This is a genomic window from Pseudomonas sp. NPDC089401, assembly GCF_044749485.1.
Classification (GTDB): domain Bacteria; phylum Pseudomonadota; class Gammaproteobacteria; order Pseudomonadales; family Pseudomonadaceae; genus Aquipseudomonas.
The window spans coordinates 43,754-68,395 of record NZ_JBIVIA010000005.1 but is presented as its reverse complement, the minus strand read 5'-3'; the positions used below and the strand labels follow the sequence as shown (position 1 = coordinate 68,395).

The 24,642-nt window shown below is 66.0% G+C and carries 22 protein-coding genes; 12 read left to right on the top strand and 10 right to left on the bottom strand.

Features of this window, described 5'->3' with window-relative positions:
* Positions 1–14: 14 nt before the first annotated feature.
* Together ACIP21_RS13435 and ACIP21_RS13430 are read right to left on the bottom strand one after the other, a co-directional pair.
* Positions 15–1,313 (bottom strand): MFS transporter, encoded by a 1,299-nt coding sequence (locus tag ACIP21_RS13435; RefSeq protein ID WP_400688134.1) that lies wholly within the window; start codon positions 1,311–1,313, stop codon positions 15–17.
* A gap of 75 nt (positions 1,314–1,388) precedes the next feature.
* Entirely contained in the window at positions 1,389–2,138 is a 750-nt protein-coding gene (locus tag ACIP21_RS13430) for an SDR family NAD(P)-dependent oxidoreductase (RefSeq protein ID WP_400688132.1), read from the bottom strand.
* Positions 2,139–2,265: 127 nt separating this feature from the next.
* Here ACIP21_RS13430 and ACIP21_RS13425 point away from each other — a divergent pair, with 127 nt between their 5' ends.
* Entirely contained in the window at positions 2,266–3,186 is a 921-nt protein-coding gene (locus ACIP21_RS13425) for a LysR substrate-binding domain-containing protein (RefSeq protein ID WP_400688130.1), read from the top strand.
* 56 nt (positions 3,187–3,242) lie between these two features.
* Here ACIP21_RS13425 and ACIP21_RS13420 read toward each other — a convergent pair whose 3' ends face one another.
* Positions 3,243–4,124: a LysR substrate-binding domain-containing protein gene (locus ACIP21_RS13420; protein ID WP_400688128.1), complete on the bottom strand. Its 882-nt coding sequence runs from the start codon at positions 4,122–4,124 to the stop codon at positions 3,243–3,245.
* A 111-nt stretch (positions 4,125–4,235) separates the two neighbouring features.
* Here ACIP21_RS13420 and phnD point away from each other — a divergent pair, with 111 nt between their 5' ends.
* From phnD to ACIP21_RS13395, 5 genes are all read left to right on the top strand, one after another.
* On the top strand, positions 4,236–5,102 hold the full coding sequence (gene phnD, locus ACIP21_RS13415) for a phosphonate ABC transporter substrate-binding protein (RefSeq protein ID WP_400688126.1): 867 nt from the start codon (positions 4,236–4,238) through the stop codon (positions 5,100–5,102).
* Positions 5,099–5,893 carry a phosphonate ABC transporter ATP-binding protein gene (gene phnC / locus ACIP21_RS13410; protein ID WP_400688124.1) on the top strand — a complete coding sequence of 265 codons (795 nt, stop codon included), beginning with the start codon at positions 5,099–5,101 and terminating at the stop codon, positions 5,891–5,893. The genes phnD and phnC overlap by 4 nt, the downstream gene beginning before the upstream one ends.
* A gap of 3 nt (positions 5,894–5,896) precedes the next feature.
* Entirely contained in the window at positions 5,897–6,715 is an 819-nt protein-coding gene (gene phnE, locus ACIP21_RS13405) for a phosphonate ABC transporter, permease protein PhnE (protein WP_400688122.1), read from the top strand.
* Positions 6,716–6,737: 22 nt separating this feature from the next.
* Positions 6,738–7,820: an iron-containing alcohol dehydrogenase PsrA gene (gene psrA / locus ACIP21_RS13400; protein WP_400688120.1), complete on the top strand. Its 1,083-nt coding sequence runs from the start codon at positions 6,738–6,740 to the stop codon at positions 7,818–7,820.
* 158 nt (positions 7,821–7,978) lie between these two features.
* The gene (locus ACIP21_RS13395) at positions 7,979–8,884 is read left to right on the top strand and encodes a LysR family transcriptional regulator (protein ID WP_400688118.1); all 906 of its coding nucleotides are present in this window, start codon (positions 7,979–7,981) and stop codon (positions 8,882–8,884) included.
* A 120-nt stretch (positions 8,885–9,004) separates the two neighbouring features.
* Here the strand turns inward: ACIP21_RS13395 and ACIP21_RS13390 are convergent, their stop codons facing one another.
* Together ACIP21_RS13390 and ACIP21_RS13385 are read right to left on the bottom strand one after the other, a co-directional pair.
* Entirely contained in the window at positions 9,005–9,421 is a 417-nt protein-coding gene (locus ACIP21_RS13390) for a RidA family protein (protein ID WP_400688116.1), read from the bottom strand.
* Positions 9,421–10,737, bottom strand: a complete 1,317-nt coding sequence (locus tag ACIP21_RS13385) for a flavin-containing monooxygenase (RefSeq protein WP_400688114.1) — start codon at positions 10,735–10,737, stop codon at positions 9,421–9,423. Before ACIP21_RS13385 ends, ACIP21_RS13390 begins: the two co-directional genes overlap by 1 nt.
* 293 nt (positions 10,738–11,030) lie before the next feature.
* On the opposite strand from ACIP21_RS13385, the gene ACIP21_RS13380 reads away from it, so the two are divergent.
* Entirely contained in the window at positions 11,031–11,708 is a 678-nt protein-coding gene (locus ACIP21_RS13380) for a DUF1028 domain-containing protein (RefSeq protein WP_400688112.1), read from the top strand.
* Positions 11,701–12,861: an acetylornithine deacetylase gene (gene argE, locus ACIP21_RS13375; protein WP_400688110.1), complete on the top strand. Its 1,161-nt coding sequence runs from the start codon at positions 11,701–11,703 to the stop codon at positions 12,859–12,861. The genes ACIP21_RS13380 and argE overlap by 8 nt, the downstream gene beginning before the upstream one ends.
* Before the next feature lie 58 nt (positions 12,862–12,919).
* On the opposite strand, the gene ACIP21_RS13370 is transcribed toward argE, so the two are convergent.
* From ACIP21_RS13370 to ACIP21_RS13360, 3 genes are all read right to left on the bottom strand, one after another.
* Positions 12,920–14,188: a carbohydrate porin gene (locus tag ACIP21_RS13370; protein ID WP_400688108.1), complete on the bottom strand. Its 1,269-nt coding sequence runs from the start codon at positions 14,186–14,188 to the stop codon at positions 12,920–12,922.
* A 113-nt stretch (positions 14,189–14,301) separates the two neighbouring features.
* Entirely contained in the window at positions 14,302–16,719 is a 2,418-nt protein-coding gene (locus tag ACIP21_RS13365; protein ID WP_400688106.1) for a glucose/quinate/shikimate family membrane-bound PQQ-dependent dehydrogenase, read from the bottom strand.
* 232 nt (positions 16,720–16,951) lie between these two features.
* Positions 16,952–17,305, bottom strand: a complete 354-nt coding sequence (locus ACIP21_RS13360) for a cupin (protein WP_400688104.1) — start codon at positions 17,303–17,305, stop codon at positions 16,952–16,954.
* A gap of 118 nt (positions 17,306–17,423) precedes the next feature.
* On the opposite strand from ACIP21_RS13360, the gene ACIP21_RS13355 reads away from it, so the two are divergent.
* On the top strand, positions 17,424–18,323 hold the full coding sequence (locus ACIP21_RS13355; protein WP_400688102.1) for a LysR family transcriptional regulator: 900 nt from the start codon (positions 17,424–17,426) through the stop codon (positions 18,321–18,323).
* A 113-nt stretch (positions 18,324–18,436) separates the two neighbouring features.
* Positions 18,437–19,636, top strand: a complete 1,200-nt coding sequence (locus ACIP21_RS13350) for an MFS transporter (RefSeq protein WP_400688100.1) — start codon at positions 18,437–18,439, stop codon at positions 19,634–19,636.
* 43 nt (positions 19,637–19,679) lie between these two features.
* Here the strand turns inward: ACIP21_RS13350 and ACIP21_RS13345 are convergent, their stop codons facing one another.
* Entirely contained in the window at positions 19,680–20,291 is a 612-nt protein-coding gene (locus tag ACIP21_RS13345) for a LysE family translocator (protein WP_400688098.1), read from the bottom strand.
* A 102-nt stretch (positions 20,292–20,393) separates the two neighbouring features.
* On the opposite strand from ACIP21_RS13345, the gene ACIP21_RS13340 reads away from it, so the two are divergent.
* Complete coding sequence (locus ACIP21_RS13340) at positions 20,394–21,392, top strand: GlxA family transcriptional regulator (RefSeq protein WP_400688096.1); 999 nt, start codon at positions 20,394–20,396, stop codon at positions 21,390–21,392.
* Here ACIP21_RS13340 and ACIP21_RS13335 read toward each other — a convergent pair.
* A complete protein-coding gene (locus ACIP21_RS13335) occupies positions 21,359–22,210 on the bottom strand; it encodes a CAP domain-containing protein (protein ID WP_400688094.1) in 852 nt (283 codons plus the stop codon). The two genes, ACIP21_RS13340 and ACIP21_RS13335, sit on opposite strands and share 34 nt — an antisense overlap.
* 259 nt (positions 22,211–22,469) lie before the next feature.
* Here ACIP21_RS13335 and ACIP21_RS13330 point away from each other — a divergent pair, with 259 nt between their 5' ends.
* Positions 22,470–24,638, top strand: coding sequence for a TonB-dependent receptor (locus tag ACIP21_RS13330; RefSeq protein ID WP_400688092.1), 2,169 nt, complete (start codon positions 22,470–22,472; stop codon positions 24,636–24,638).
* The last annotated feature ends 4 nt before the right edge of the window (positions 24,639–24,642 follow it).

Genomic DNA, 24,642 nt, shown 5'->3' with positions numbered 1-24,642 from the left:
CTCCTTTGCGGGAATTAACGGTTGACCAGGCTCGCCGGCACGCGGAACACCAGCCCCGCGCCGAAGATCAGCACGGCGGTGATCAGGTACATGCCGATGGCGTTGTTGCCCAGGGTGCTGGTGACCCAGCCGATCAGGAACGGCGAGCAGAACCCGGCCAGGTTGGCGAAGCTGTTGACCGCGGCGATGCCAGCGGCCGCCGAGACACCGCCGAGCAGTGTGGTCGGCAGCATCCAGAACAGCGACGAGGCGGCGAGGATGCCCGAAGCGGCCAGGCACAGGCTGAGGATCGACAGGCTCAGGTGGCTGGCGAACAGCGCGGCCAAGGTCAGGCCCAGGGCGCCGGCGAGCATCGGCAGCGCCAGGTGCCAGCGCCGTTCACGGTGGCGGTCGCCGCTGCGCCCGGCCAGCAGCATGGCGGCGATCGCGCAGAGGTAGGGCAGGCTGGTCAACAGGCCGATGTGCAGCGGGTCGGCAACGCCGGCATTGCGTACCAGGGTCGGCAGCCAGAAGGTGATCGCATACTGGCCCATGACCACGCAGAAGTAGATGCCGGCCAGCAACCACAGGCGCCGGTCGCGGATGAAGTCGGCCACCGAGCCGTGCTGCACCTTGTGCTGCTCGTCCTCGGCCAGCTCCTTGCGCACCAGGGCCTTTTCCTCGTCGTTGAGCCAATGGGCCTGGTCGACGCCGTCCTTGAGGTAACTGAGCACCAGCACGCCCACCAGCACGGTCGGGATCGCTTCGAGGAGGAACATCCACTGCCAGCCGGCCCAGCCGTGCACGCCGGCGAAACGTTCCATGATCCAGCCCGACAGCGGCCCGCCGACCATGCCCGAGAGGGGGATGGCGATGAACCACAGCGCGGTCATCTTGGCCCGTCGATAGGACGGGAACCAGTAGGTCAGGTACAGCAGCAGGCCCGGTGCCAGGCCGGCTTCGGCCACGCCGAGGAAGAACCGCAGCAGGTAGAACTGCCAGGCCGTCTCGACCAGGGCGAACAGCGCCGAGATCAGGCCCCAGGTGATCATGATGCGGGCGATCCAGCGGCGTGCGCCGACCTTGTGCAGGATGATGTTGCTCGGCACTTCGCAGAGGAAGTAGCCGATGAAGAACATCCCCGCACCCAGGCCATAGACGGCTTCGGACAAGGCCAGGTCGTCCATCATCTGCAGCTTGGCGAAGCCGACGTTGACCCGGTCGAGGTAGGCACAGAGGTAGCAGAGCATGAGAAAGGGCATCAGCCGCCAGGCCGTCTTGCGATAGGCATTGCTGCGCGCGGCGGTGGCCGCGTCGAGGGCTAGGGTGGTCATGTCGATCTGATCTCTTGTTGTTATCGATTGCCCCGCCGGGGCGGGGCTCAGATGCGAAACCGGGGTGCTGCGGTGTCAGTGAATCAGCATGCCCCCGTTGACGTCCAGGGTGATGCCGGTCAGGTAGCTGGACAGGTCGCTGGCCAGGAACAGCGCGGCGTTGGCCACGTCGCGGGCCTCGCCCAGGCGGCCCAGGGGGATGCCTTCGAGGATGGCGTGGCGGCGCTCGTCCTGCATCAGGCCGCCGGTGATGTCGGTGTGGATCAGGCCGGGGGTGAGGGCGTTGACCCGCACGTTGTCCGGGCCCAGCTCGCGGGCCATGGCCTTGCCCAGGCCGAGCACGGCGGCCTTGGCGGCGCTGTAGTGGGGGCCGCCGAAGATGCCGCCGCCGCGCTGCGCCGACACCGACGACAGGCAGATGATGCTGCCCGAACGTTGCGCGCGCATGCCCGGGATCACCGCCTGGGACATCAGCAGGGTGCCGCGCAGGTTGACGTCGAGGATGCGGTCGTAGTCCTTGCCGGTGATCTCCAGGGTCTTCACCGGCTGGGTGATGCCGGCATTGTTGACCAGCACGTCGATGCGGCCGAACTGCGCCAGCACCTGGGCCACGGCGTCGCGCACCTGGGCTTCGTCGGCGACGTTGGCGGCCAGCCCGAGGTGGCCGGCGCCCAGTTGCGCGGCGGCGTCCCGGGCGGCTTGCAGGTCGAGGTCGAGGATCGCGACCTTGGCGCCGTGGGCGGCAAAGGCCTGGGCGGTGGCGCGGCCGATACCGCGGGCAGAGGCGGCACCAGTGACGATTGCGAATTTTCCTTCGAGCAGCATGGGTGTACTCCGGAGGTTTGTTGTTGTGGTCACAGCTTGGTATCCGGGTGGCGGCTGGGCAACGCCGTGCGCTTCAGCCTATGCTGAAAAAAATTCAGCACCAGCCCCATGACTCCCAAGGAATGCAATGACCCATGACCCGGGCAAGAAGCCCTTGCAGCTGCCACCGCTGAAAGCGATTCAGGCCTTCGAGCAGGCCGCGCGTTTCGGCAACGTCGCCCGCGCCGCCGAGCAGCTCCACCTGACGCCGTCGGCAGTCAGCCATCAGATTGCCAATCTGGAAGCGTTGATCGGCCGGCCCTTGTTTCTGCGCACGGCCAAAGGGGTGACCTTGACGGCGGCGGGGGAGCAGTACCTGCGCGAGGTGTCCGGCCTCTTGCAAAGCCTGGCCACGGCCACTGAACGCGCGGGCAGTGCGGTCGGTTTCGATTGCCTGCGCCTGCATTCCTCGCCCAGTTTCGGCCTGCTCTGGCTGTTGCCGCGGCTGGAGCGGTTTCGCGCCAGCCACCCGGATATCCAGATCAACCTGTCATGTTCCTACGAGGCCTTGCATTTCGGTCGGCACCAGATCGACGTGGACATCCGCCACGGTTACCCCAACTGGCCGAGCCTGGAGGTGCGCACCATCCGCCATGAGCGTGCCACGGTGCTGGCTGCGCCGGCGTTGCTGGCACGTCAGCCGATCCTGCAGCCGGCCGACTTGCTGGGGCAGAACCTGATTCTTTCGGAGTCGGCGCTGGTGCAGTGGCCGCAGTGGTTCGCCCAGCAAGGGGTATCGCTGCCGCAGGCACCGTTCGCGCTGAGCTTCGACCGCTCCTACATGAGCCTGGAGGCGGCCAGCCATGGCTACGGCTTCACCCTGGAGAGTTCGCTGCTGTCCCAGGACTATGTGGCGCAGGGTCGTTTGGTGCCGGTGTTCGGGGACGAGCAGACGAGCCCGGTCAGTGCCCATCACATGGTCTTCCCCCGCGGGCATGCGGAACTGCCTCGGGTCAGGCGCTTCCTGGAATGGATGCAGGGGCAACTGGGGCATGACTTCAGTTATTGATGGCTCGACCTCCGGCTCGCTCCTACCCGTTTGGTGCGGTCCCTGTGGGAGCGGGTTTACCCGCGAAGAGGCCCGCCTGGTTGACCGCGAAGCATCGCCAAAAAGCTATCGATCACCTGGCTGCTGCGCCTTTCTGCCAGGCAATACAGGTAAGTCTCGGTATGCACCGGATCGCCCTCGATACGGATCGCCTTCAGTTGCGGCCCCGGCACGAACTCGGCCTCGGACACCACCCCCAGCCCGATCCCCCGGGCCACTGCCTCGCGCAGCGCTTCACGGCTGCCGATCTCCATCAACATCCGCGGGCTGACTTCACGCGCCTCCAGCACCCGCTCGAACGCCGCGCGAGTGGTCGAGCCCTGTTCCCGTCGCAGCATCGCTTGCCCTTGCAGGGCGTCGAGTCGCACGCAGTCATGCTGCGCCAGTGGATGCCCGACATGGGCGAACAGGATCACCGGATGCCGCGCATACAGCACCGCATGGAACGCCGGATCCTCATGCAGCCCGGCCAGCACACCCACGTCGATCACATAGTTTTCCAGGTCCGCCAGCACCGAGGCCGAGTTGCCGATGCGGATCGACAGCTCGATCTGTGGGTAGGCATGGCGGTAAGCGTCGACCATTTCGATCACGTGGAACGGCCCCACCGCGCCCAGTTGCAGTTGCCCGCGGCTGAGCGTGCCGGAATCACGCAGCAGCCCGCTGGCCTCGGCTTCCAGGGTCAGCAACTGCTGGGCGATCGGCAGCAACTGGCGACCCACCCCGGTCAACTCGATACGCCGGCCGCGGCGGTGGAACAGTTCCAGGTTGTGCTGGCGCTCCAATGCCTGCACCTGGGTGGTCAGCGTCGGTTGGCTCAGCCCGAGTGCCCGGGCGCCTGCGCTGAAACTGCCATGGCGGGCCACGGCGAGGAAGGCGCGCAGCTTGCTGTTGGACATCCATAGATCCTTTCAATGATTTCGCCTGAAAACCCATATTGAATCGATGGCATGACGTTCACATTACCGCCCTAGGGTAGGACGTATTCCCAACCACACGCTGGAAATGCCATGACCCTGATAAGAAAACTGATCTGCGCTGCTGGTGTCGCGCTGCCCCTGCTGGCCGGTCAGGCAGCGCAGGCTGCCGAGGTGGTGCGTATCGGCCTGATTCCATCGGAAGACTCCCAGGCCATGATCGAAGGCAGCAAACAGGTGCTCGAGCAGTTGCAACAGCACCTGGGCATGCCGGTCCAGCCGTTCGTGGCCACCGACTACAACGGGGTGATCGAGGCCCTGCGTGCGGGCAAACTGGATGTGGCCTACCTCGGGCCGTTTTCCTACGTGCTGGCCAGCAAGGTCGCGGGTGCCGAGGCCTTTGCCGTGGCCGAGCCGCAGAAGACCGGCAAGAGCGCGTACCACAGCGTGATCGTGGTGCGCAGGGACAGCCCGATCCAGTCCCTGGCCGACTTCAAAGGGCATACCTTCGCCTTCGTCGACCCCAGTTCCGCCTCCGGCCACCTGTTCCCCAAGGCCGGCGTCGAAAAGGCCGGCTACCAGCCCGAAAAACTGTTCTCGCGGGTGATCTTCTCCGGCTCGCATGACGCCAGCATCCTCGCCGTGGCCAATGGCAAGGTCGACGGCGCGGCGGTGGCTGACCGGATCCTGGCGTCGGCCATTGCCGCCGGCGAAGTGGGCAAGGACGACCTGCGCATCGTCTGGAGCTCCCCGGACATCCCCGAGTCGCCCATGGCCTGGCGCCAGGACCTGGACCCGGTGCTGAAACACAAGCTGGCCGCCGCCATGGCCCAGGTGAAGAACGTGGCATGGACCGACCAGGGCATGCTCAATGGCTTCCAGCCTACCAATGACAAGGCCTACGACGTGGTGCGCGAAACCGCCCAGGTGCTCGATCTGGACTTGGGTGGCATGAAATGATCCGCATCAGCCAGCTGACCAAGCATTACGGCGACAACCCGGTGCTGCGCGGCATCGACCTGTCGATCGGGGCCGGCGAGTTCGTCGTGATATTGGGCCAGTCCGGCGCGGGCAAGTCGACCCTGCTGCGCTGCATGAACCGCCTGGCCCGCGCCGACAGCGGTGAGCTGACCGTGGCCGGGATCGACGCCATGTTGCCCCGCGAGGAGCGCGAACTGCGCCGGCGGGTGGCGATGATCTTCCAGCACCACAACGTGGTGCCGCGCCTGTCGGTGCTGAAGAACGTGCTGACCGGCCGCTTGGGCGCCATGTCGACCCTGGCCTCGGTGCTGCAACTGTTCCGCCGCGCCGATGTGGAGTTGGCGCGCCAGTGCCTGCGCCGGGTAGAACTGGCGCACAAGGCCGAGTCGCGCACCGATGCGTTGTCTGGCGGGCAGATGCAGCGCGTCGGCATCGCCCGCGCCCTGGCCCAGCAGCCCCAGGTGATCCTTGCCGACGAACCGGTGGCCAGCCTCGACCCGAAGACTGCGCGCCTGGTCATGCAGTACCTGCGCGATGCCAGCCGCGAGCTGGGCATCACCGTGGTGTGCAACCTGCATCAGGTGGACTTTGCCCGCGAGTTCGGCGACCGCATCGTCGGCCTGGCCCATGGTCGCCTGGTGTACGACGGTGATGCGTCCGGGCTGGACGACGCCGCGCTGCAACGTATCTACCCGCAGTTCGAGGCCGTGGAGCCGCAGTGCGCGCCGGTACTGGCGCACCTCGGTCCGGCCAAGCGCATGGGAGCCTGAGCCATGAAAACCCAAGACTACCGCTGGATGGTCGACACCCCCCAGAGCCTGCGCGGCTGGGCTGGCAGCGCCGCCGTGCTGCTGGCGATCATCGTGCTGCTGCACTGGAGCGCCAACGGCGCGCAATTGAGCCTCGCCGAGCTGGGCGCAGGGCTGCCACAGATCGGCGACTTCATCAGCCGTTCGCTGCCGCCTGACCTGAGCATCCTGCCCAAGCTGTTCGCACCGGCCATGGAAACGGTACAGATCGCCATCTGGGGTACGCTGCTCGGCGTGGTCTTCGCCATCCCCCTGGCGCTGCTGGCTGCGCGTAACCTGCACAGCAACCGTTGGGTCTATCTGGGCACCCGTCAGGCGCTTAACGTAATACGTAGTATCAATGAATTGATTCTGGCCCTGGTGTTCGTCTCCGCTGTCGGGCTGGGGCCGTTCCCCGGCGTACTGGCGCTGGCCGTGCATGGCGTGGGCATGCTTGGCAAGTTCTTCGCCGAGAGCATCGAGGAAATCGATCAAGGCCCGCTGGAGGCCCTGCGTGCCACAGGCGCGCGTCCGCTGCAGGTGATCGTCTTCGGCGTCGTGCCGCAGGTGGTCACGGCGTGGATCGCGGTGATCCTCTACCGCTTCGAGGTCAACCTGCGCTCGGCCACGGTGCTCGGCATGGTCGGTGCCGGTGGGCTGGGCTTTGAGCTGGTCAGTAGCCTGAAACTGTTCAAGTACCCGGAAACCGCCACCTGCATCATCGTCATCACCCTCATGGTGGTGGCCGCCGACCTGCTCTCCGGCCGCTTGCGCAGGGCCATCCAGGATAACGGCCGGCACTGAGGTGCCGGCTCGAGGACTCGACATGCCTACACAGTTTCATAACCCGGTGGCCATCCATTTCGGCGCCGGCAGCCTCGATCGCCTTGGCGAACTCACCGGTGCCGAGAGCGTGGTGCTGGTCACCTTTCCCGAGGCCCGTGCCCTTGGCCTGGTGGCGCGGGTCCAGGCCCTGCTCGGCGAGCGCCTGGTGCAGGTGATCGACAATGTGCAGCCCAACCCCGACGTGGCCTGGCTGCGTGAAGTGCACGAGCGCTTCTGGCATGACCACGGTGATTGCCCCACGGTGCTGGCGCTGGGCGGCGGCAGTGCCATCGACACGGCCAAGGCACTGGTGGTCGGTACCGCCAGCGGCCGCTTCGATGAACTGCTGGCGCTGTTGGCCAGCGGCAAGGCGTTCACCCCGGCACGCAGCAAGCGCCTGGTTGCCGTTCCGACCACGGCGGGCACCGGTAGCGAGGTCACGCCCTGGGCGACGATCTGGGACGCTGCCGCGCAACGCAAATATTCGCTGCACCTGGATTGCACCTGGCCGTCGCTGGCGATCGTCGACCCGCAACTGATGCTCAGCGGGCCGGCCGGGGTGACCCTGGCCAGCGGGCTGGATGCCCTGTCCCATGCGCTGGAGGCGATCTGGAATCGCAATGCCAACCCGATTTCGGACACCTTGGCAGAGTCGGCGATCAGCGAGGTGCTCGATTGCCTGCCTGCGCTGTGTGCCGATTTGGCGGACCTTGGGTTGCGTGAGCGGATGGCGTTGGCGGCGCTCAAGGCGGGGCTGGCATTCTCCAATACGCGCACGGCGCTGGCGCATTCGATTTCCTATACGATGACCTTGCGTCACGGCTTGCCGCACGGGATTGCCTGTTCGTTCACCCTGCCGCACGTGCTGGGCCTGGCATGGGGGCGGGATGCCGGGCGGGACCGGGTGTTGCAGCGGGTGTTCGGAGGCGACCTGGCGAGGGCGCAGGCGCGGTTGCGTGGGTTCTTGCAAGGATTGGGGGTGCGGACTGATTTCGCCGATTATGGCGTTGGCGACGCCCAAGCCAGGGCCATGGTGGAGCAGGCCTTGCTGGGTGCGCGCGGCCTTAATTTTGTCGGAGCCTGAACTGACCTCGGATGTATAGACCGCCGGTACAGGCAACAAAAAATTATGCTCAAGGCATAGGCAAATCCTTCGTCACCCAGCTGCCTGCTGAATCTGCCGGCAGGGTAAAGTGGCAGGAAAATTCCAAGGCGCCCGCAATTGGCGCCCACGAGGTGCCCGTGGCTTCCTACACCCTGCGACAACTCAAATACTTCGTCACTACCGTCGAGGCCGGCAGCGTTGCCGAGGCCTCACGCCAGCTGTACATCGCCCAGCCGTCGATCTCCACGGCGATCAAGAGCCTGGAAGAAAGCTTCGGCGTGCAGTTGTTCATCCGCCACCACGCCCAGGGCGTGTCGCTGACCCCCAGTGGCAAACGCTTCTACGCCAAGACCAAGTCGCTGCTGCAGATGGCCCACGAGTTCGAGCAGAACGCCCTGGCCGACAACGACACCGTCGCCGGGCAGATCGATATCGGTTGCTTCGAGACCGTGGCGCCGCTTTACCTGCCACGGCTGATCGCCGGTTTTCGCGAGCGCTACCCGGGCGTGGACATCCGCCTGCGCGACGGCGAGCAGCAGGAGCTGATCCAGGGTTTGACCGCCGGCACCTTCGACCTGGCGTTCCTCTACGACCATGACCTGGACGGCACCATCGAGGCCGAGCCGCTGATGCCACCGCAGAAGCCCTACGTGCTGCTGCCCGAGAAGCACCGTTTCGCCGGCCAGGCCCAGGTGTCGCTGCGCGACCTGTGCCCGGAGCCGATGATCCTGCTGGACGTGGCGCCAAGCCGGACCTACTTCGTCAGCTTGTTCAACGAGATGGGCCTGACGCCGAACATCGTCTTCAGTTCGCCGTCGATCGAGATGGTGCGCGGGATGGTGGGGCAGGGCTTTGGCTTTTCGCTGCTGGTGACCCGGCCGCATTCGGAATGTACCTACGACGGGCAGAAGCTAGTGATGATCGACATCGCCGAGCCGGTGGCGTTGTCGGGGCTGGCTGCGGCGCACCTGAAGCGGGTGCAGCTGACCAAGCCGGCGCAGTTGTTCGTCGAGTTCTGCCGCGAAGAACTGGCCAGGTTCTAAAAAGCTTCGCGGGTAAACCCGCTCCCACAAGTATCGCGCAGGATTCAAGGTTTGCGCGGTACCTGTGGGAGCGGGTTTACCCGCGAATGGGGGGCAAAGCGCCCCCGGCGATCTCAATGCTTACTGCTGATCCGGCACCACCGCAATCACGTCGATTTCCATCAGCCACTCGGCCTGGGCCAACCCGGCCACCACCAACCCGGTGGAAATCGGGAACACGCCCTTGAGCCACTTGCCGACTTCCTTGTACACCGGCTCGCGGAAGCGTGGGTCGGTGATGTAGGTGGTGGTCTTGACGATGTGCGACAAGTCCGAGCCTGCCTCTTCCAGCAACTGCTTGACGTTCTTCATCGCCTGCTCGGTCTGCGCCTGCGGGTCACCCAGGCCGACCAGCTTGCCCTCGAAGTCGGTGCCGACCTGGCCGCGCACGTAGATGGTGTTGCCGGCCCGCACCGCCTGGCACAGGTCGTTGTCCAGGGTCTGGTTGGGGTAGGTCTGCTTGGTGTTGAACATGCGGATGCGAGTATGGGTAGGCATCAGTGGGCTCCAAAGGTGCTGACGTTGCTGATCGTGGTGTCTTGCTCGTCCGCGTCGCGCTGGTCGCGGTCACGGTAGGCCAGGTAGGTGCGTTGCGTGGCGATGTGGCCGGCGACGTGCTTGGCGTCGTGCCACACCCCCCAGATGAACGACGAGCCACGGCGCGACAGCCAGGGCAGGCCGAGGAAGTACACCCCAGGCTCGCGGGCCACGCCGCGCTGGTGCTGGGGCTTGCCGTTGGCGTCGAAGGTGTCGACCTGCAGCCAGCTGAAGTCGACGCCGTAGCCGGTGGCCCAGATGATGCTGGTGACGCCGGCCTCGGCGAGGTTCAGTTGCTGCAGCGGGTTGACCATGCAGTCCGGGTCGGCCAGGCGCTTGCGCGCCTCGGGCTCTTGCGGCAGGTCCAGGCCGTTGCGTTCGATGTAGGCATCGGCGGCGTCGAGCAGGGCCAGGTAGTTTTCGTCGCCGCGGTTGATGTTCTCCACCAGGTTGTCCTGGAAGCGCGCTACGCCGTTGTCGAACGACTGGGTCAGGCCGACCAGGGTCATGCCCTGGTGGGCGAGGGCGCGGAAGTCCACGGTGTGGCCGCCACGGGCGCCGCTGACGGCGATGGTCACGTGCTCACGGCCGGGCTTGGCGATTTCCGCGTCCCACTCGCCGAGCACACCCAGCCACCAGCAGAAGTCGCGGTTGCGGTAGGCCCGTGGCGGGCGGTCGTGGGCGCCGACCGAGAGATACACCTGGCGCCCTGCGCGCATCAGTTCTTCGGCGATCTGCACGCCGGAAGAGCCGGCACCCACCACCAGCACCGCACCTTCGGGCAGTTGCTCGGGGTTGAAATAGGCCGCGGAGTGGATCTGGTGCAGGCTGGCGTCTTTCGGCGCGATGGCCGGGATCACCGGTTTCTGGAACGGGCCGGTGGCGGCGACCACGCGGTTGGCGCGGATCACGCCTTCGTTGGTTTCGATGGTGAAACCAGGGCGGTCGGCGTTGCGCAGCACTTTCTTCACTTCGATGCCGGTACGCACCGGCAGGTTGTACTTGCGTACGTACTGCTCGAAGTAGTCGGCCACCTGGTCCTTGCCGGCAAAGGCGTCGGCGTCGAGGTTGAATTCCAGCCCCGGGAAGCGATCGTGCCAGACCGGGCCGTTGGCCACCAGCGAATCCCAGCGGCCGGTGCGCCAGGCCTCGGCGATGCGCTTGCGCTCCAGCACCAGGTGCGGCACGCCGAGCTTGCTCAGGTGTTCGCTCATGGCCACGCCGGCCTGGCCGGCGCCGACCACGAGGGTGTCGATTTCGATATTGTTCAGTGTCATGTCCGAGCCCTTTGTCAGGCGGTTTTTGTCAGGTCGGTTTGGAGGACCGCCGTTGCCTGGGGCCAGACTAGGGATGCACGGAAAATCGCGAAAATAGTATTTAGCTGGGGCTTGCCGATAAAACGGCGAAGGCCCCGGGTTGCCTGGGCCTGGGCGATGTCCAGGGGGATTTTCGCGGGGCGTTTGCCGGCCTTAGTTTTTTCCTGCCCAAGGCACAGGAAAATGTTGGTTTCGAAGCCTTGGACGTTCTGCCCAGAATGCCGGGCATCGCACAGGACAACAGGAGCTCCAACATGACTTTCTCCATCATCGGTCGCTGCCAGGAAACCGGGCAGGTCGGCATCGCCATCAGTTCGTCGAGCATTGCCGTGGGTGCCCGTTGCCCATGGGTGCGGGCGGGCGTCGGCGCGGTGTCGACCCAGAACATCACCTTGCCGGCGCTCGGCCCGCAGATCCTCGATGCCCTGGAAAACGGGCAACTGCCACCTGCCGCGGCGCTGGACCGGGTACTCAGCGCCAATGGCTGGAGCGAATACCGTCAGGTGACGGTGATCGACAGCCAGGGCCAGGTGGCGTTGTTCACCGGCAAGGAGGCGCTGGGCGTGCACAACGCGGTGGCCGGTGAGCAATGCGCGGCGGCAGGCAACCTGCTGACCTCGGTTGAAGTGATCGAGGCGATGGTGCAGGCCTTCGAACAAACTGGCGGCCACTTGGCCGACCGCCTGCTGGCGGCCATGCACGCGGCCATGGCGGCGGGCGGCGAGGCGGGCCCGGTGCACTCGGCGGCGTTGAAGATCGCTGGCGAGCTGACCTGGCCGCTGGTGGACCTGCGGGTGGACTGGGCGGATGAAGACCCGATCGGTGTGCTCGATGGCCTGTGGCAGGCCTATCGCCCACAGATGCAGGACTACGTCACGCGCGCCCTGAACCCGACTGCCGCGCCCAGCTACGGGGTGCCGGGCGATGAGTGAGTTGAGCAGCCGCACGCTGTTGGAGCGGCTGATCGGCTTTGCCACGGTCAGTCGCGACTCCAACCTCGAGCTGATCGGCTTCATTCGCGATTACCTGGCCGGGCTAGGTGTGCAAAGCGAGCTGTGGCATAACCCGGAAGGCACCAAGGCCAACCTGTTCGCCACCATCGGCCCCGAGGATGTCGGCGGCGTGGTGCTGTCCGGGCACACCGATGTGGTGCCGGTGGACGGCCAGGCCTGGACCCTGCCGCCGTTTGCCCTGAGCGAGCGCGACGGGCGCCTGTATGGCCGTGGTACGGCCGACATGAAAGGCTTCATCGCCTCGGTGCTGGCAGCGGTGCCGGCGTTTCTCGCACAACCGCTGCGCCTGCCGGTGCACCTGGCGTTCTCCTACGACGAGGAAGTCGGTTGCCTGGGGGTGCGCTCGATGCTGGCCGCACTGGAGCAGCGCCCGCACAAGCCACGCCTGTGCCTGATCGGCGAGCCCACCGAGCTCAAGCCGGTGCTGGGCCACAAAGGCAAGCTGGCAATGCGTTGCGAAGTGCACGGCGCGGCCTGCCACTCGGCATATGCGCCGTATGGGGTGAACGCCATCGAGTATGCCGCGAAGCTGATCGGCAAGCTGGGTGAAATCGGTGATGGGCTGGCGCTGCCCGAGCACCACGACGCGCGTTTCGATCCGCCGTTCTCCACGGTGCAGACCGGGGTGATCAAGGGCGGGCAGGCGCTGAACATCGTGCCCGAGGAGTGCGCGTTCGATTTCGAGGTGCGCGCCTTGCCGGGGTTCGAGGCGCAGGCCGTGGCGGACCAGTTGCAGGCGTATGCCGAGGCCGAGTTGTTGCCGCGCATGCGCAAGGTCGATGCGGGCAGTGCGATTCGCTTGCAGCCGTTGAGTGCGTATCCGGGGTTGGCCACGCCAGCGGACAGCGAGGCGGCGCGATTGGTGGCGTTGCTCAGCGGCTCGGACGCGTTCGGTACGGTGGCCTTCGGTACCGAAGGCGGGCTGTTCGACCAGGCGGGCATTCCAACCGTGGTCTGCGGGCCGGGCAGCATGGACCAGGGGCACAAGCCGGATGAGTTCGTCAGCGTCGAGCAGTTGCGGGGGTGTGATGCCATGTTGCTGAGGTTGGTGGATTACCTCAGGCAGGGCTGATCGAGTTGGCTTCTTCGCGGGCTTGCCCGCGAATGGGCCGCAATGCGGCCCAGCGTTTTTAGAAGGTAGCCTTGACCTGCAGGCCAACCACCAGTGCGTTGTCGATGTCCTTGCCCGAGAACGCCCCCGGCTCGATGATGTACTGCACATCCGGACGCAGGTTCAGCCATGGCGTTGCCTGGTAGCCGTAGCTCAGTTCGATCAGCTGCTCGGCGTGGTCGATGTTGGGGAATTCCTGGCCGGCATTGAATGCGGCATCTTCCAGTACATCGCGGCTACGCGGGTTCGGCACGGCGCGGCCATAACCGAGGGCCACGGTGTCGCGCGGGCGGCCTTCGAACGGCTTGTACAGCACCACACCGGCGCCATACCACTTGGTGAACGGCGAGGCGGCCTCGCTCGATGCCGAGTACTGGCCAAAGGCATGCAGGCTGCGGCCCGGCGAGCCGGCGTCGTTCCACACTGCCTGGTCGACCAGCAGGTAGTGACCGCCACGGCCGGACACTTCCTTGTCGCTGCCGATGCGCTTCACGTCGGAGCTGTCGTAGTAGTAACCCAGCTTGTACTCACCCGGCAGTTCGCCCTGCAGCTTGTAGACAAGCTCCACCGGTACCACGGTGCCGGTGGTGTGCTTCGGCCCCAGGTGCCAGGCACGGCTGGAGTTGCCGTTGCTTTCCGGGTCGACGTTGAACGCCGCCACGCGCAGCTGCCACGACGGCGACAGGTCGTACTTCACGCGCATGCCGAGGTGGGCATTGGGGTAGTTGGTCCAGCCACTGCCACCGGACATGTTCAGCGGGTGGCCGCAGAAACCGGCGTTCATGAAGTTGCACAGGATGCCGCTGTCCAGGCCGCCGAGGTCGTTGCCCATGGCCATGTAGCCAAGCTTGACGTTGAGCGCTGGGGTGAACAGGGTGCGCTCGTAGCTCAGCTCGGTCAGGCGGGTGTACAGGCCACCGTAGTTTTCCTGGATGGGCAGGCGGTTGCCGACCAGGTCTTCCGAGGCGCTGTTGCCGCGGCGGTCGTTGATGGTCAGCTGGACCTTGCCGCCGTTGTCCAGGCCGTACAGTTTCGACAGGTCGAACTGCACGCCCAGTTTGACGTTCTGCGAGTAACGCGCCGAGCGGTGCAGGCCGCCGTGGGCGTTATAGGCGGTTTCGCCGCTGTAGTCGCCGGTGATCTTGACGCCGTCGGCTTCGAGCTGGCTGCGCAGGCCGCCCCAGTCACCTGTCATGGTGCTGCGGGTCAGCAGGTCGCCGTCGGCCAGGGCAGGGGTGCTGGCCAGGGCCAGCAGCAGGGTCGGGGTGATGCGAATAGCGGTTGGCATTGCTGTGTCTCGAATTGTTTTTTGGGTGGGCCATTCGCGGGCAAGCCCGCTCCCACAAGGGCCAATCTTGATCCTGTGGGAGCGGGCTTGCCCGCGAAGCAAGCGACGCGGTCTTACGGCAAGGCGTAAGAAATCACATAGTCGCCACGGTCAGTCGACTGGCGGGCACCGCCAGCGGTGACGACCACGTACTGCTTGCCGGTCTTCGGCGAAACGTAGGTCATCGGGCCACCCTGGCTGCCGACAGGCAGGCGGGCTTTCCAGATTTCGCTGCCGTTGCTGCTGTCGTAGGCGCGCAGGTAGAAGTCCTGGGTACCGGCGATGAAGATCAGGCCGCCCTGGGTCGACAGGGTGCCGCCGAGGGTCGGCAGGCCGATCTTGATCGGCAGGTGCATGCGGATGCCGAGTGGACCGGTGTCCTCAACGGTGCCGACCGGTACCTGCCAGGCGATCTGGCGGGTCTTCATGTCGATGGCGGTCAGGGTGCCGAACGGCGGCGCCTGGCACGGGATGCCAGCGACCGACAGGAAGCGGTTCTTGTTCACGGCATACGGGGTGCCTTTGAGCGGTACGGCGCCCATGCCGGTGTTCAGTGCTTCACCGCCGGAAGCCGCATCACCCTTGTTCTGCGACGGAATCATCTGGATCCACAGGCCCAGGCGCATGTCGTTGGCGAAGATGAAGCCGTGTACCGGGTCGGTGGAGAGGCTGCCCCAGTTCATGCCACCCAGCGAACCCGGGAAGCTCAGCGACAGGTCGGTGCCCGGCGCGGTGTACAGGCCGTCGTAGCGCATCTTCTTGAAGTCGATACGGCACAGCAGCTGGTCATACGGGGTGGCGCCCCACATGTCCGACTCGGTCAGGGTCTGCGCGCCGATCTGCGGCATGCCCACCGATTTCGGCTGGGTCGGGGAGTACGGCTCGTTGGGGATGTTGCTTGGCTTGACCGGTACTTCGTCGACCTGGGTCAGCGGCTTGCCGGTGGCGCGGTCGAGCACGTAGATCTGCCCGGCCTTGGTGCCGATCACCACCGCAGGCACGGTCTTGCCGTCGTCCTTGGTGAAGTCGATCAGGCTCGGCTGCATCGGCAGGTCGAAGTCCCACAGGTCGTTGTGAACGGTCTGGTAGACCCACTTCTCGTTACCGGTGCTGGCGTCCAGGGCCAGTACCGAAGCACCGTAGGTGTGGTCCAGCTTGTTGCGTTCAACGCCGTAGATGTCGGTGGACGACGAGCCCATCGGCAGGAACAGGGTGTTCATGGCCGGGTCGTAGGACATCGGTGCCCAGCTGTTCGGGGTGCTGCGCACGTAGCTGCTGCCATCGGCAGGCGCCTTGCGGTCTTCCGGGTTGCCTGGGTCGAAGGCCCAGCGCATTTCACCGGTGATCACGTCGAAACCACGGATCACGCCACCTGGCATGTCGGTCTGGACGTTGTCGGCGACACGGCCGCCAACCACCACGGTGGTGCCGGCCATCAGCGGCGCGGACGACAGCTGGTAGTAGGAGTCCGGGACATCACCCAGGCCGGCCATCAGGTTGACCTGGCCGTTGGTGCCGAAGCCCTGGCACAGCTGGCCGTTGTCGGCGTCGACGGCGATCAGGCGGCCATCGATGGTGTTGGTCAGCAGGCGACGCTGGCAGTTGGCACCGGCCGGGACGCTGCCGCCGGTGATCGGCGAACTGTTCGGCTGGGTCGGCTGGGCGATCGCGGCGGTGGCGTCGAAGTACGCCAGGCCACGGCAACGCTGCCAGACCTTGGACTGGGCGTTGATCGCGTTCTTCCACAGCTCTTTGCCGGTGTCGGCATCGAGGGCGATGATGTTGTTGTGCGGGGTGCAGATGAACACCTTGTTGCCGATCTGCAGCGGGGTCATCTGGTCTTCGGCACCGTTGCCGTCGCTGATGGCGACGTCACCGGTGTGGTAGGTCCAGGCCACCTTGAGCTTGTCGACGTTGTCGCGGTTGATCTGGTCCAGCGCGGCGAAGCGGCTGCCACCTTCGGTATTACCGTAGTGGGCCCAGTCCTTCTGCTCCTTGCCGGCTTCCACCGGGGTCATGCCCGGGCCCTTGCCGGTAGGCGCGACGCTCGGGTGGGCAACGAACATGTTGCCGGCGGCGATCGCCAGCACCACCGCCATCACCGCGGCCAGGCCGTAGGCGCCACGGCCTGCGGCAGCGCCGTTGGCACGCGCGAGCATCGGGTAGACCAGCGCCACCACCATGCCGATCGCGCCGAACATGAACAGGCGCGAGAACAGGGGCCAGAACACCAGGCCGGCGTCGATCAGCGCCCAGACGGCAGTGCCGACCAGGAACGCGGCATAGACCCAGGCACCGACGGTCTTGCGACGGGCGATGAGGATACCGGCGATGGCCATGGCCAGGCCGCCGATCAGGAAGTACCAGGAACCGCCCAGGCCGGCCAGCTTGATGCCGCCAGCAGCCAGGAGGAGGCCGAGCAGGGCGATGATCACGCCCAAGCCGACCAGGATGATTTTTGTGGCGCCGGAGGCGCGCGGTGTTTCGTTCATGCCAGGGATCTCAGCAGGTGGAATGGGCGCAGTTTAAGCCCTTAGCAAGCTAATTAACAAGTTAGTACAAAATATTCTGAGGCTGATTGTCGCAGGGTTGAACTTGCCAGGGAGTGCTTAAAAGCCTAGATCACGCTGGGAAAATTGCAGTAAACGTGGTGTTTATCTTTCGTTGAGTATTTTTGCCGATGTTAGACCTTTGTCGTAATCCATCATCATCTGTCCATGGCGGTCAACCGGTGGGCCAGGGGCTTTCCCCGCGATAGAACACCGCCAGCCAGATGGTGGACGTGCCCGGGGCAGTCCACTCCACGCGATGCCGACAGTGCGCCGGAATGTCCAGGCAGTCCCCGGGCGCCAGCAAACGGGTGTAGTCCTCATGCTCCAGGCGCAGGCCCGCACTGCCGCTGATCAGCATGATCCACTCGCCTTCGGCCTGGTCATACCAGAAACCCGGTGGGCTGGCCTGGCCGCTGGAGACGATGCGCTCGATGCGCAGGCCGGGGCGTTGCAACAGGTCGTCCACCCATTCGGCGGCGGTGGGGTCACAGGGCGGGAGGGCGTTGAGCAGGTTGGCGGGTGTCATCGTGAGGCTCGCTGTGGGGGAGGTGCTTCCACTATGGACCGGATCGCTCTGCAGCGCGCTTCTTGACCGGCTTCGTGGATTGTAGGAGTGTTCCGATTTTTATGGATCGGGTGACCCCATGGACAAGCTCCTGGCGATGAAGATGTTCAGCGCCACCGTCGACGCCCAGGGCTTTTCCGCAGCGGCGCGCAAGCTGGGCGTGGCCACGTCCTCGGTGACGCGCCTGGTCGATGCGCTGGAGTCGGCGCTCGGCACCACGCTGCTCAACCGCTCCACGCGCCAGGTCAGCCTGACCGAAGCTGGCGCTCGCTATTACGCCCGGGCACGGGAAATCTTCGAAGCGTTGGACGAGGCCGACGCCAGTGTCGCCGACCGTGGCGAGGAACCGGTCGGCGTGTTGCGCCTGTGCCTGCCGGTGGAGTTCGGCCGGCGGGTGATCGCGCCGCACCTCGGGCCGTTCCTGGCCCGGCATCCGGCATTGGAGCTGGACATCGACATGAGCGACCGGCTGGATGACCTGCTCGATGGCCGCTACGATCTGTCGATCCGCCTCGGCGACCCGTCGCCCAACGATGAACTGGTGTGCCGGCCGCTGGGCCGCTTCCAGCGCTGGCTGGTGGCCAGCCCGGATTACCTTGCCGGTGGCGATACGCTGGAGCACCCCAACCAGTTGTTGCAGCACGCCTGCCTGCGTTTTCGCTACGGCCAGAAGGCAAGGGCCTGGCGCCTGCGGCGTGACGACGAGGTGCTGGAGCTGGAAGTCGGCGGCCCGCTGCGCAGTGCCAACGCCGACCTGCTGCGTGAGGCCGCGCTGGCCGGCAGCGGCATCGCCTTGCTGGCCGACTGGCTGGTGCGCGAGGACGTGGCAGCGGGGCGCCTGCAGCGGGTGTTCGGCGACTGGCAGGTCAGCCCCGGCGCTGCCAATGACAGCATCAACGCCTTGTACCTGCCCAACCACCGGGGTTCGCGTCGGGTCAACGCATTCATCGTCTTTTGCGAAAGCCTGCTGAACCCCTGAGCGCCCGCCGTTGCGCCTGGCGCAAAGCCCTGTTGCGGGCGGGCCGGATTCTCTCGCCCGCGGCGCCCCGGTAAGGTGCCCGGCATATTCCACCCAATGCCGAGGAACCTCGCATGAATCCTTCACTTGCCGCCGCGCAGCCTGCCCATGCCGGCCTGAGCCGGACCCTGGTCGCGCTGCTGGCGTTCTGCTGCGGCGCGATCGTCGCCAACATCTACTACGCCCAGCCCATCGTCGGCCTGATCGCCCCGGACCTGGGCCTGTCCACCGAGCACGCCAGCCTGATCGTGTCGCTGACCCAGCTGGGCTACGCGCTCGGCCTGCTGTTGCTGGTTCCCCTCGCCGACCGGGTCGAGAACCGCCGGCTGATGATCGTCACGGCGGTGCTGGCCTGTGCCGCATTGCTGCTGGCAGGCACCAGCAGCAGCGGCCAGGGCCGGTTGTTCCTGGGCTATGCGCTGCTGATCGGCTTCAGTTCGGTGGCCGTGCAGATGCTGATCCCGCTGGCGGCGCACCTGGCGCCCGAGCATCAGCGTGGCCGCGTGGTGGGCAACATCATGGGCGGCCTGCTGCTGGGTATCCTGCTGGCCCGCCCGCTGTCCAGCCTGGTGGCCGACCACTTCGGCTGGCGCAGCGTGTTCATCGGCGCTGCGCTGCTGATGCTGGCGATCATCCTGTTGCTGGCGCTGACCCTGCCGCGCCGGGTGCCGGAGCATACGGCCAGCTATGCCGGGCTGATGGCGTCGATGGTCGCCCTGCTGCGCCGCTATCCGCTGCTGCGCCAGCGTTCGCTGTACCAGGCGCTGATGTTCGCGGCGTTCAGCCTGTACTGGACCGCGGTGCCCCTGGCCCTGGCCGGCGAACATGGGTTGTCGCAGAGCCAGATCGCCCTGTTCGCCCTGGTGGGCGCGGTCGGTGCCATCGCCGCACCCCTGGCTGGGCGCCTGGCCGATGCCGGCCATGCCCGTGCCGGTTCCCTGCTGGCGCTGGTGCTGGCGCCGGTGGCGTTGTTGATGGGGCTGACCTCGCCGGGCTACAGCGTGATCGGCCTGGGGCTGACCGGGGTGCTGCTGGACTTTGCGGTGCAGATGAACATGGTGATTGGCCAGCGTGAGGTCTATGCCCTCGATCCGGCCAGCCGCGGGCGCTTGAATGCGCTGTACATGACCAGCATCTTCCTTGGCGGGGCGCTGGGCTCGGCGGTGGCCAGCACGGTATTCGCCCAGCATGGCTGGCAGGGTGTGGCGGTGGTGGGGGCGGGCCTGCCTGGCCTGGCCCTGGTCGTCTTCCTGCTGGTTTCGCGGCGGGCTTGAACGCGGGGCCGCTTTGCGGCCCTCTCGCGGCACGAGACCGCGCCTACCGGCCCAGCGGCAGCGCCACGCCGATCACGGCAAACAAGCTGCCGCAGCAGCGGTTGAAGCCTTTGCCACCCTTGGCCAGCCAGGGCCGGATACGAAACGCCAGGCGCGCCAGCAGGTATTCGACCAGGCACTCCACGCTGGCGAAGGTCGCGGCCATGATCACGAATTGCAGCAGCAGCCCGCGCTGGGGGTCGATGAACTGGGGCAGAAAGGCCCCGTAGAAAAGCAGCACCTTGGGGTTGGCCATGGCCGACAGCAAGCCCTGGCGGAACATCCCGGCGTTGCCCAGGCGCGCCGCCCGCTCGGTTACTTCCAGGTGCAGTGCCGGGCTGCGCCAGAGCTGGATCCCCAGCCATACCAGGTAGGCCCCGCCGACCCACTTGAGCACCGTCAGCACCGACGCCGAGGTTTGCAGCAAGGCAGTCAGGCCGAACATCGCCAGGGCGATGAGTGCGCTGAAGCCAAACACCCCGCCAACGATGGTGAACAGCGTGCGGCGCGCGCCATACAGCGCGCCGTGGGTCAGGGCGAGCAGGCTGTTGGGGCCGGGGGTCAGCGACAGGCCGATGCTTGCCAGCAGATAGATGAGCCAGGTGTCGAATGCCATGCAAGGTGCCTCCAGGGTTCACGAGCGGCCAGTCTAAGGGACACTGCTGCCTGCGAAGGGTATGATCTGGACGTTTGATGGTGTTTTCTGGACGCAGTTGCCATGACCCCCGATATCCGCCTGCTGATCTTGCCGTTGCCCGATTTCGCCTTGTTGCCCTTCGGCGCTTTTCTCGACAAGCTGCGCTTCAGCGCCGACGACGAGGACTACAGCCAGCAGCGCTATTGCAGCTGGACCCTCGCCGGATTGACCGCAGAGCCGGTGCCCTCGAGCAGCGGTGCGGTGCTGCAGGTGGAGGCCGTCGCCGGGCAGCTGGAACTGGCCAGCTTCGACTACCTGGTCCTGTTCGGCAGCCGCAATGCCGGCGCCACTGCTGCACTGGCACCCGCCTACGAGAGCCTGCTCAAGCGTGCGGCCAGGGCCGGCGTGAAACTGGTCGCCATCGACAACGCCGCCTTCCTGCTGGCGGCCTGTGGCCTGCTGGACGGGTACAAGGCCGTGGTGCACTGGCGCCATGAAGCCGAGTTCCGTGTGTCGTTTCCACATCTGGTGCTGGTACGCGAACAGTTGTACTGCATCGACCGGGCGCGCATCACCTGTGCCGGTGGCACCGCCGCCATCGACCTGGCCGTGGCGCTGCTGTCATCGGCCTGTGGCCGGGCGCGGGCCCTCAAGGGCCTGGCGGACATGCTGGTGGACGAGTCGCGTGACAGCCGCCATGCCTTGCGTTCGCTGGAGACCGGGGCAGGGCAGGGGCGCCAGGTGCAGCGTGCGCTGGCGCTGATGCGTCATCACCTGGGCGCGAAGCTGACCTTGGAACAGTTGGCCGCCGAGCTGGGTATCAGCCGCCGCCAGCTCGATCGCCAGTTCCAGGCCAGCCACGGCATGAGCGCCAAGGCCTGGTGGCTGGAGATGCGCCTGCAACAGGCGCGCTGGCGGCTGGTCAACTCAAGCCACAGCCTGGCGCAGATTGCCGATGAAGTGGGGTTGGGCGATGCCAGCTACCTGGGGAAGTGCGTAAAGCGCAGGTTTGCCTGCACGGCGCTGGCACTGCGTGGCTCGAAGCCTTACTCGGGCGTGCCGAACAACCCGGTCCAGTAGATGCCCGCATCGCTTTTCGGGTCCACCGCATAGGCGGCGCCCAGCTCCCGGTAGTCCGGGTTCATCAGGGTCGCGCAATGCCCGGGGCTTTCCAGCCAGCCATCGACCACCTTCTGCGCGGTGTCGCGCCCGGCGGCGATGTTCTCGCCGATCTGCCGGTAGAGGTAGCCGGCCAGTTCCGCGCGGTCACCCGGCGTGCGCCCTTCCTTGTCGATGTGGTCGAAGAAGTTCTGGTTGGCCATGGCCCGTGTGTGGTTGGCCGCCACGCCTGCCAGCGCCGCGCTCCAGGTCAGCGCCGGGGCGGCGGCGAAGGGCTGGCCACCGCACTGGCGTGGCGCCTTGCGTGCGGCATTGATGGCCTGCAGGACCTTCTGCCCCTCGGCCTGCCAGTCCCCCAGCCGCCCGCTGAGCAGGGGCCGGGCGAGCACGATGCGCCAGTCACGGCCTTCCTGGCTGACGCCGATGTCGACGAACTGCGGGTCGAGCACCACCTGGCAGAAGCTTTCCTCGATGGCGTGCATGGCCGTCCTGGCGTCGCGCGGCCCGGACAGGCTGATGGCCTGGACATTGACCATGGGGTAGGCGGCGCGGCTCATGGCCTGCTGCAGGTCGCGGGTGCCTTCCGGCGACAGTGCCAGGCGGGTGTCGCTGTGCAACGGCGGCAGCTCCAGCGAGGCCTCGCCGCCGCAGCGCTGAGCCTGGCTGCGGTAGACGTTGATCGTATCGATCAGCTGCGCCTCTTCGCCGGTGACGGCCAGGGCCCCGGTCGAGAAGACCAGGCCCAGCGACAAGGCGGCAACGGATGACAGGACGCGCATGTGGATCTCCCTGTGACTGGCAGCGTCTTGGTTTGCGCTGCTCATCCTACACAAGCCCAACGCTTTTGGCCCGGACTCGTGCGATGCAAGTGAAGCGCCCGCAAAGGCTGCGGGCGGCAAAAGAGGCAGTAGACCACTGGTCGCCCGGAAAGTGCAGTCACTTGGTAATCATTCGCAGTGTCGACTAGAAACAATACACAAACGCTAATGATTCCTCGTTTGCCAGGGAGGCTGACCCTTAGCCCGTCGGGAGCAATTCATGGCACGATTCCGTCCGTATCAGTCGACCTTCTTCGCCGTTTGCTGTTCCGTTGCGCTGTCCTCCCAGGCAGCCGACGGCAGCATCGAACTGGACCCCACCGCCATCGACGCCGAGTCCGCCCGCCCCAGAGGTGAGCCACCGGAGCCTTTCGCCGGTGGCCAGGTGGCCCGGGGAGGGCAGATGGGCATCCTGGGCAACCAGGACATGATGGACGTGCCGTTCACCATGACCAGCTACACCTCGCAGCTGATCGAGGAGCAGCAGGCCGAAGACATCGGCGACGTGCTGCTCAACGACCCCTCGGTGCGCCAGTCCTTTGGCTTTGGCAACCAGTCCCAGGTCTTCGTCATCCGCGGCTTGCCGCTCAACGGCGACGACGTGGCGTTCAACGGCCTGTACGGTGTGCTGCCACGGCAGATGATCTCCACCGATGCGCTGGAGCGGGTCGAGGTGCTCAAGGGGCCCAACGCCTTCCTCAACGGCGCCAGCCCCACCGGTACCGGCCTTGGCGGCAACGTCAACCTGCAGCCCAAGCGCGCAGGCGATGTGCCGACTCGCCGCTACACCCAGGACATCAGCACCGACGGCCGAATCGGCGAACACCTGGACCTCGGCCAGCGTTTCGGCGAGGACAACCGCTTTGGCGTGCGCCTGAACCTGTCCCAGCGCGAAGGCGAAACCGCCGTGGACGACCAGGACCAGCGCAGCAAGCTGTTCATCGTCGGCCTCGATTACCGCGGCGAGCAGTTGCGCCTGTCCGCCGACATCGGCTACCAGAAGCAACGGGTCAACCATATGCGCAACACCGTGCGCCTGGGCAGCGGCCTGACCGACATTCCGCGCGCGCCGGACGCCGACCACAACTATGGCCAGGACTGGTCCTGGACGGAAACCGAAGACACCTTCGGCATGCTCCGCGGCGACTACGATTTCAACGACAACTGGAGCGGCTACCTGGCGGGCGGCGTCAAGCATACCCACGAAAACGGCTTCTACGGCACGCCGATCCTGACCGACGCGGCGACCGGCGATGCCACCATCGCCGGTTCGCAGATACCCCACAACGAAGACAACACCACCTTCATGGGCGGCATCAACGGGCGCTTTCGCACCGGCCCGGTCAGCCACCAGCTGAACATCGGTGCGGCCAGCATCTGGACGCAGCAGGAGAACGCCTTCGTCTTTTACAACGCCCAGGACACCAACATCTATCGCACCGACCCGCTGCCCAAGCCCACCACGCCGACTTTCACCGGTGGCAAGCTGGGCGACCCGGGGGTGACGGGCAAGACCCGCAACCGCAGCATTGCGCTGTCCGACACCGTCGGCCTGTTCGATGACAGCCTGCTGCTGACCATCGGTGTGCGCCGCCAGCAACTGCGGGTCGAGGGATACGCCTACGACGGCGAAGGCCCGGACCTTGGGCGTAATGCCTTTTATGACGAATCGGTCACCACCCCGGTGTATGGCATCGTCTACAAGGTCAACCCGTCGATCTCGCTGTACGCCAACCGCATCGAAGGCCTGGCCCAGGGGGCGACAGCGTCCGGGCAGGGCATCATCAACGTCGGCGAGGTGTTCCCACCGGCCAAGACCAAGCAGGTGGAAGCGGGGATCAAGCTCGACTACCAGAGCTTTGGCGCCAACCTGGCGGTGTTTCGCATCGAGCGCCCCACCGACGGCTTCGTCCAGGGCAACGTGTTCGTGCAGGACGGCGAGCAGGTCAACAAGGGCATCGAGTTGAGTGTGTTCGGCGAGCCGCTGCCGGGTTTGCGCCTGATGGCGGGCGGAACGCGCATGGACACCGAGCTCAAGAACACCCTCAACGGCGCTGACGACGGCAACCACGCGGTGGGCGTACCGACGTTCCAGCTCAATGCCAGCGTCGATTGGGATGTCCCTGGCCTCGAAGGCGTGGCGCTCAATGCGCGCATGCTCAGGACCGGCGGGCAGTACGCCAACCCGTCCAATACCCTGAGCCTGCCGACCTGGAACCGCTTCGATGTGGGTGCGCGCTATCGCTTCAAGGTGCAGGACAAGAGCGTCACGCTGCGCATGAATGTGGAGAACCTGACCGACAAGAACTACTGGGCGTCGGCCAATGGCGGCTACCTGACCCAGGGCGACCCACGCCTGGTGAAATTCTCCGGCACGCTCGATTTCTGAAGCC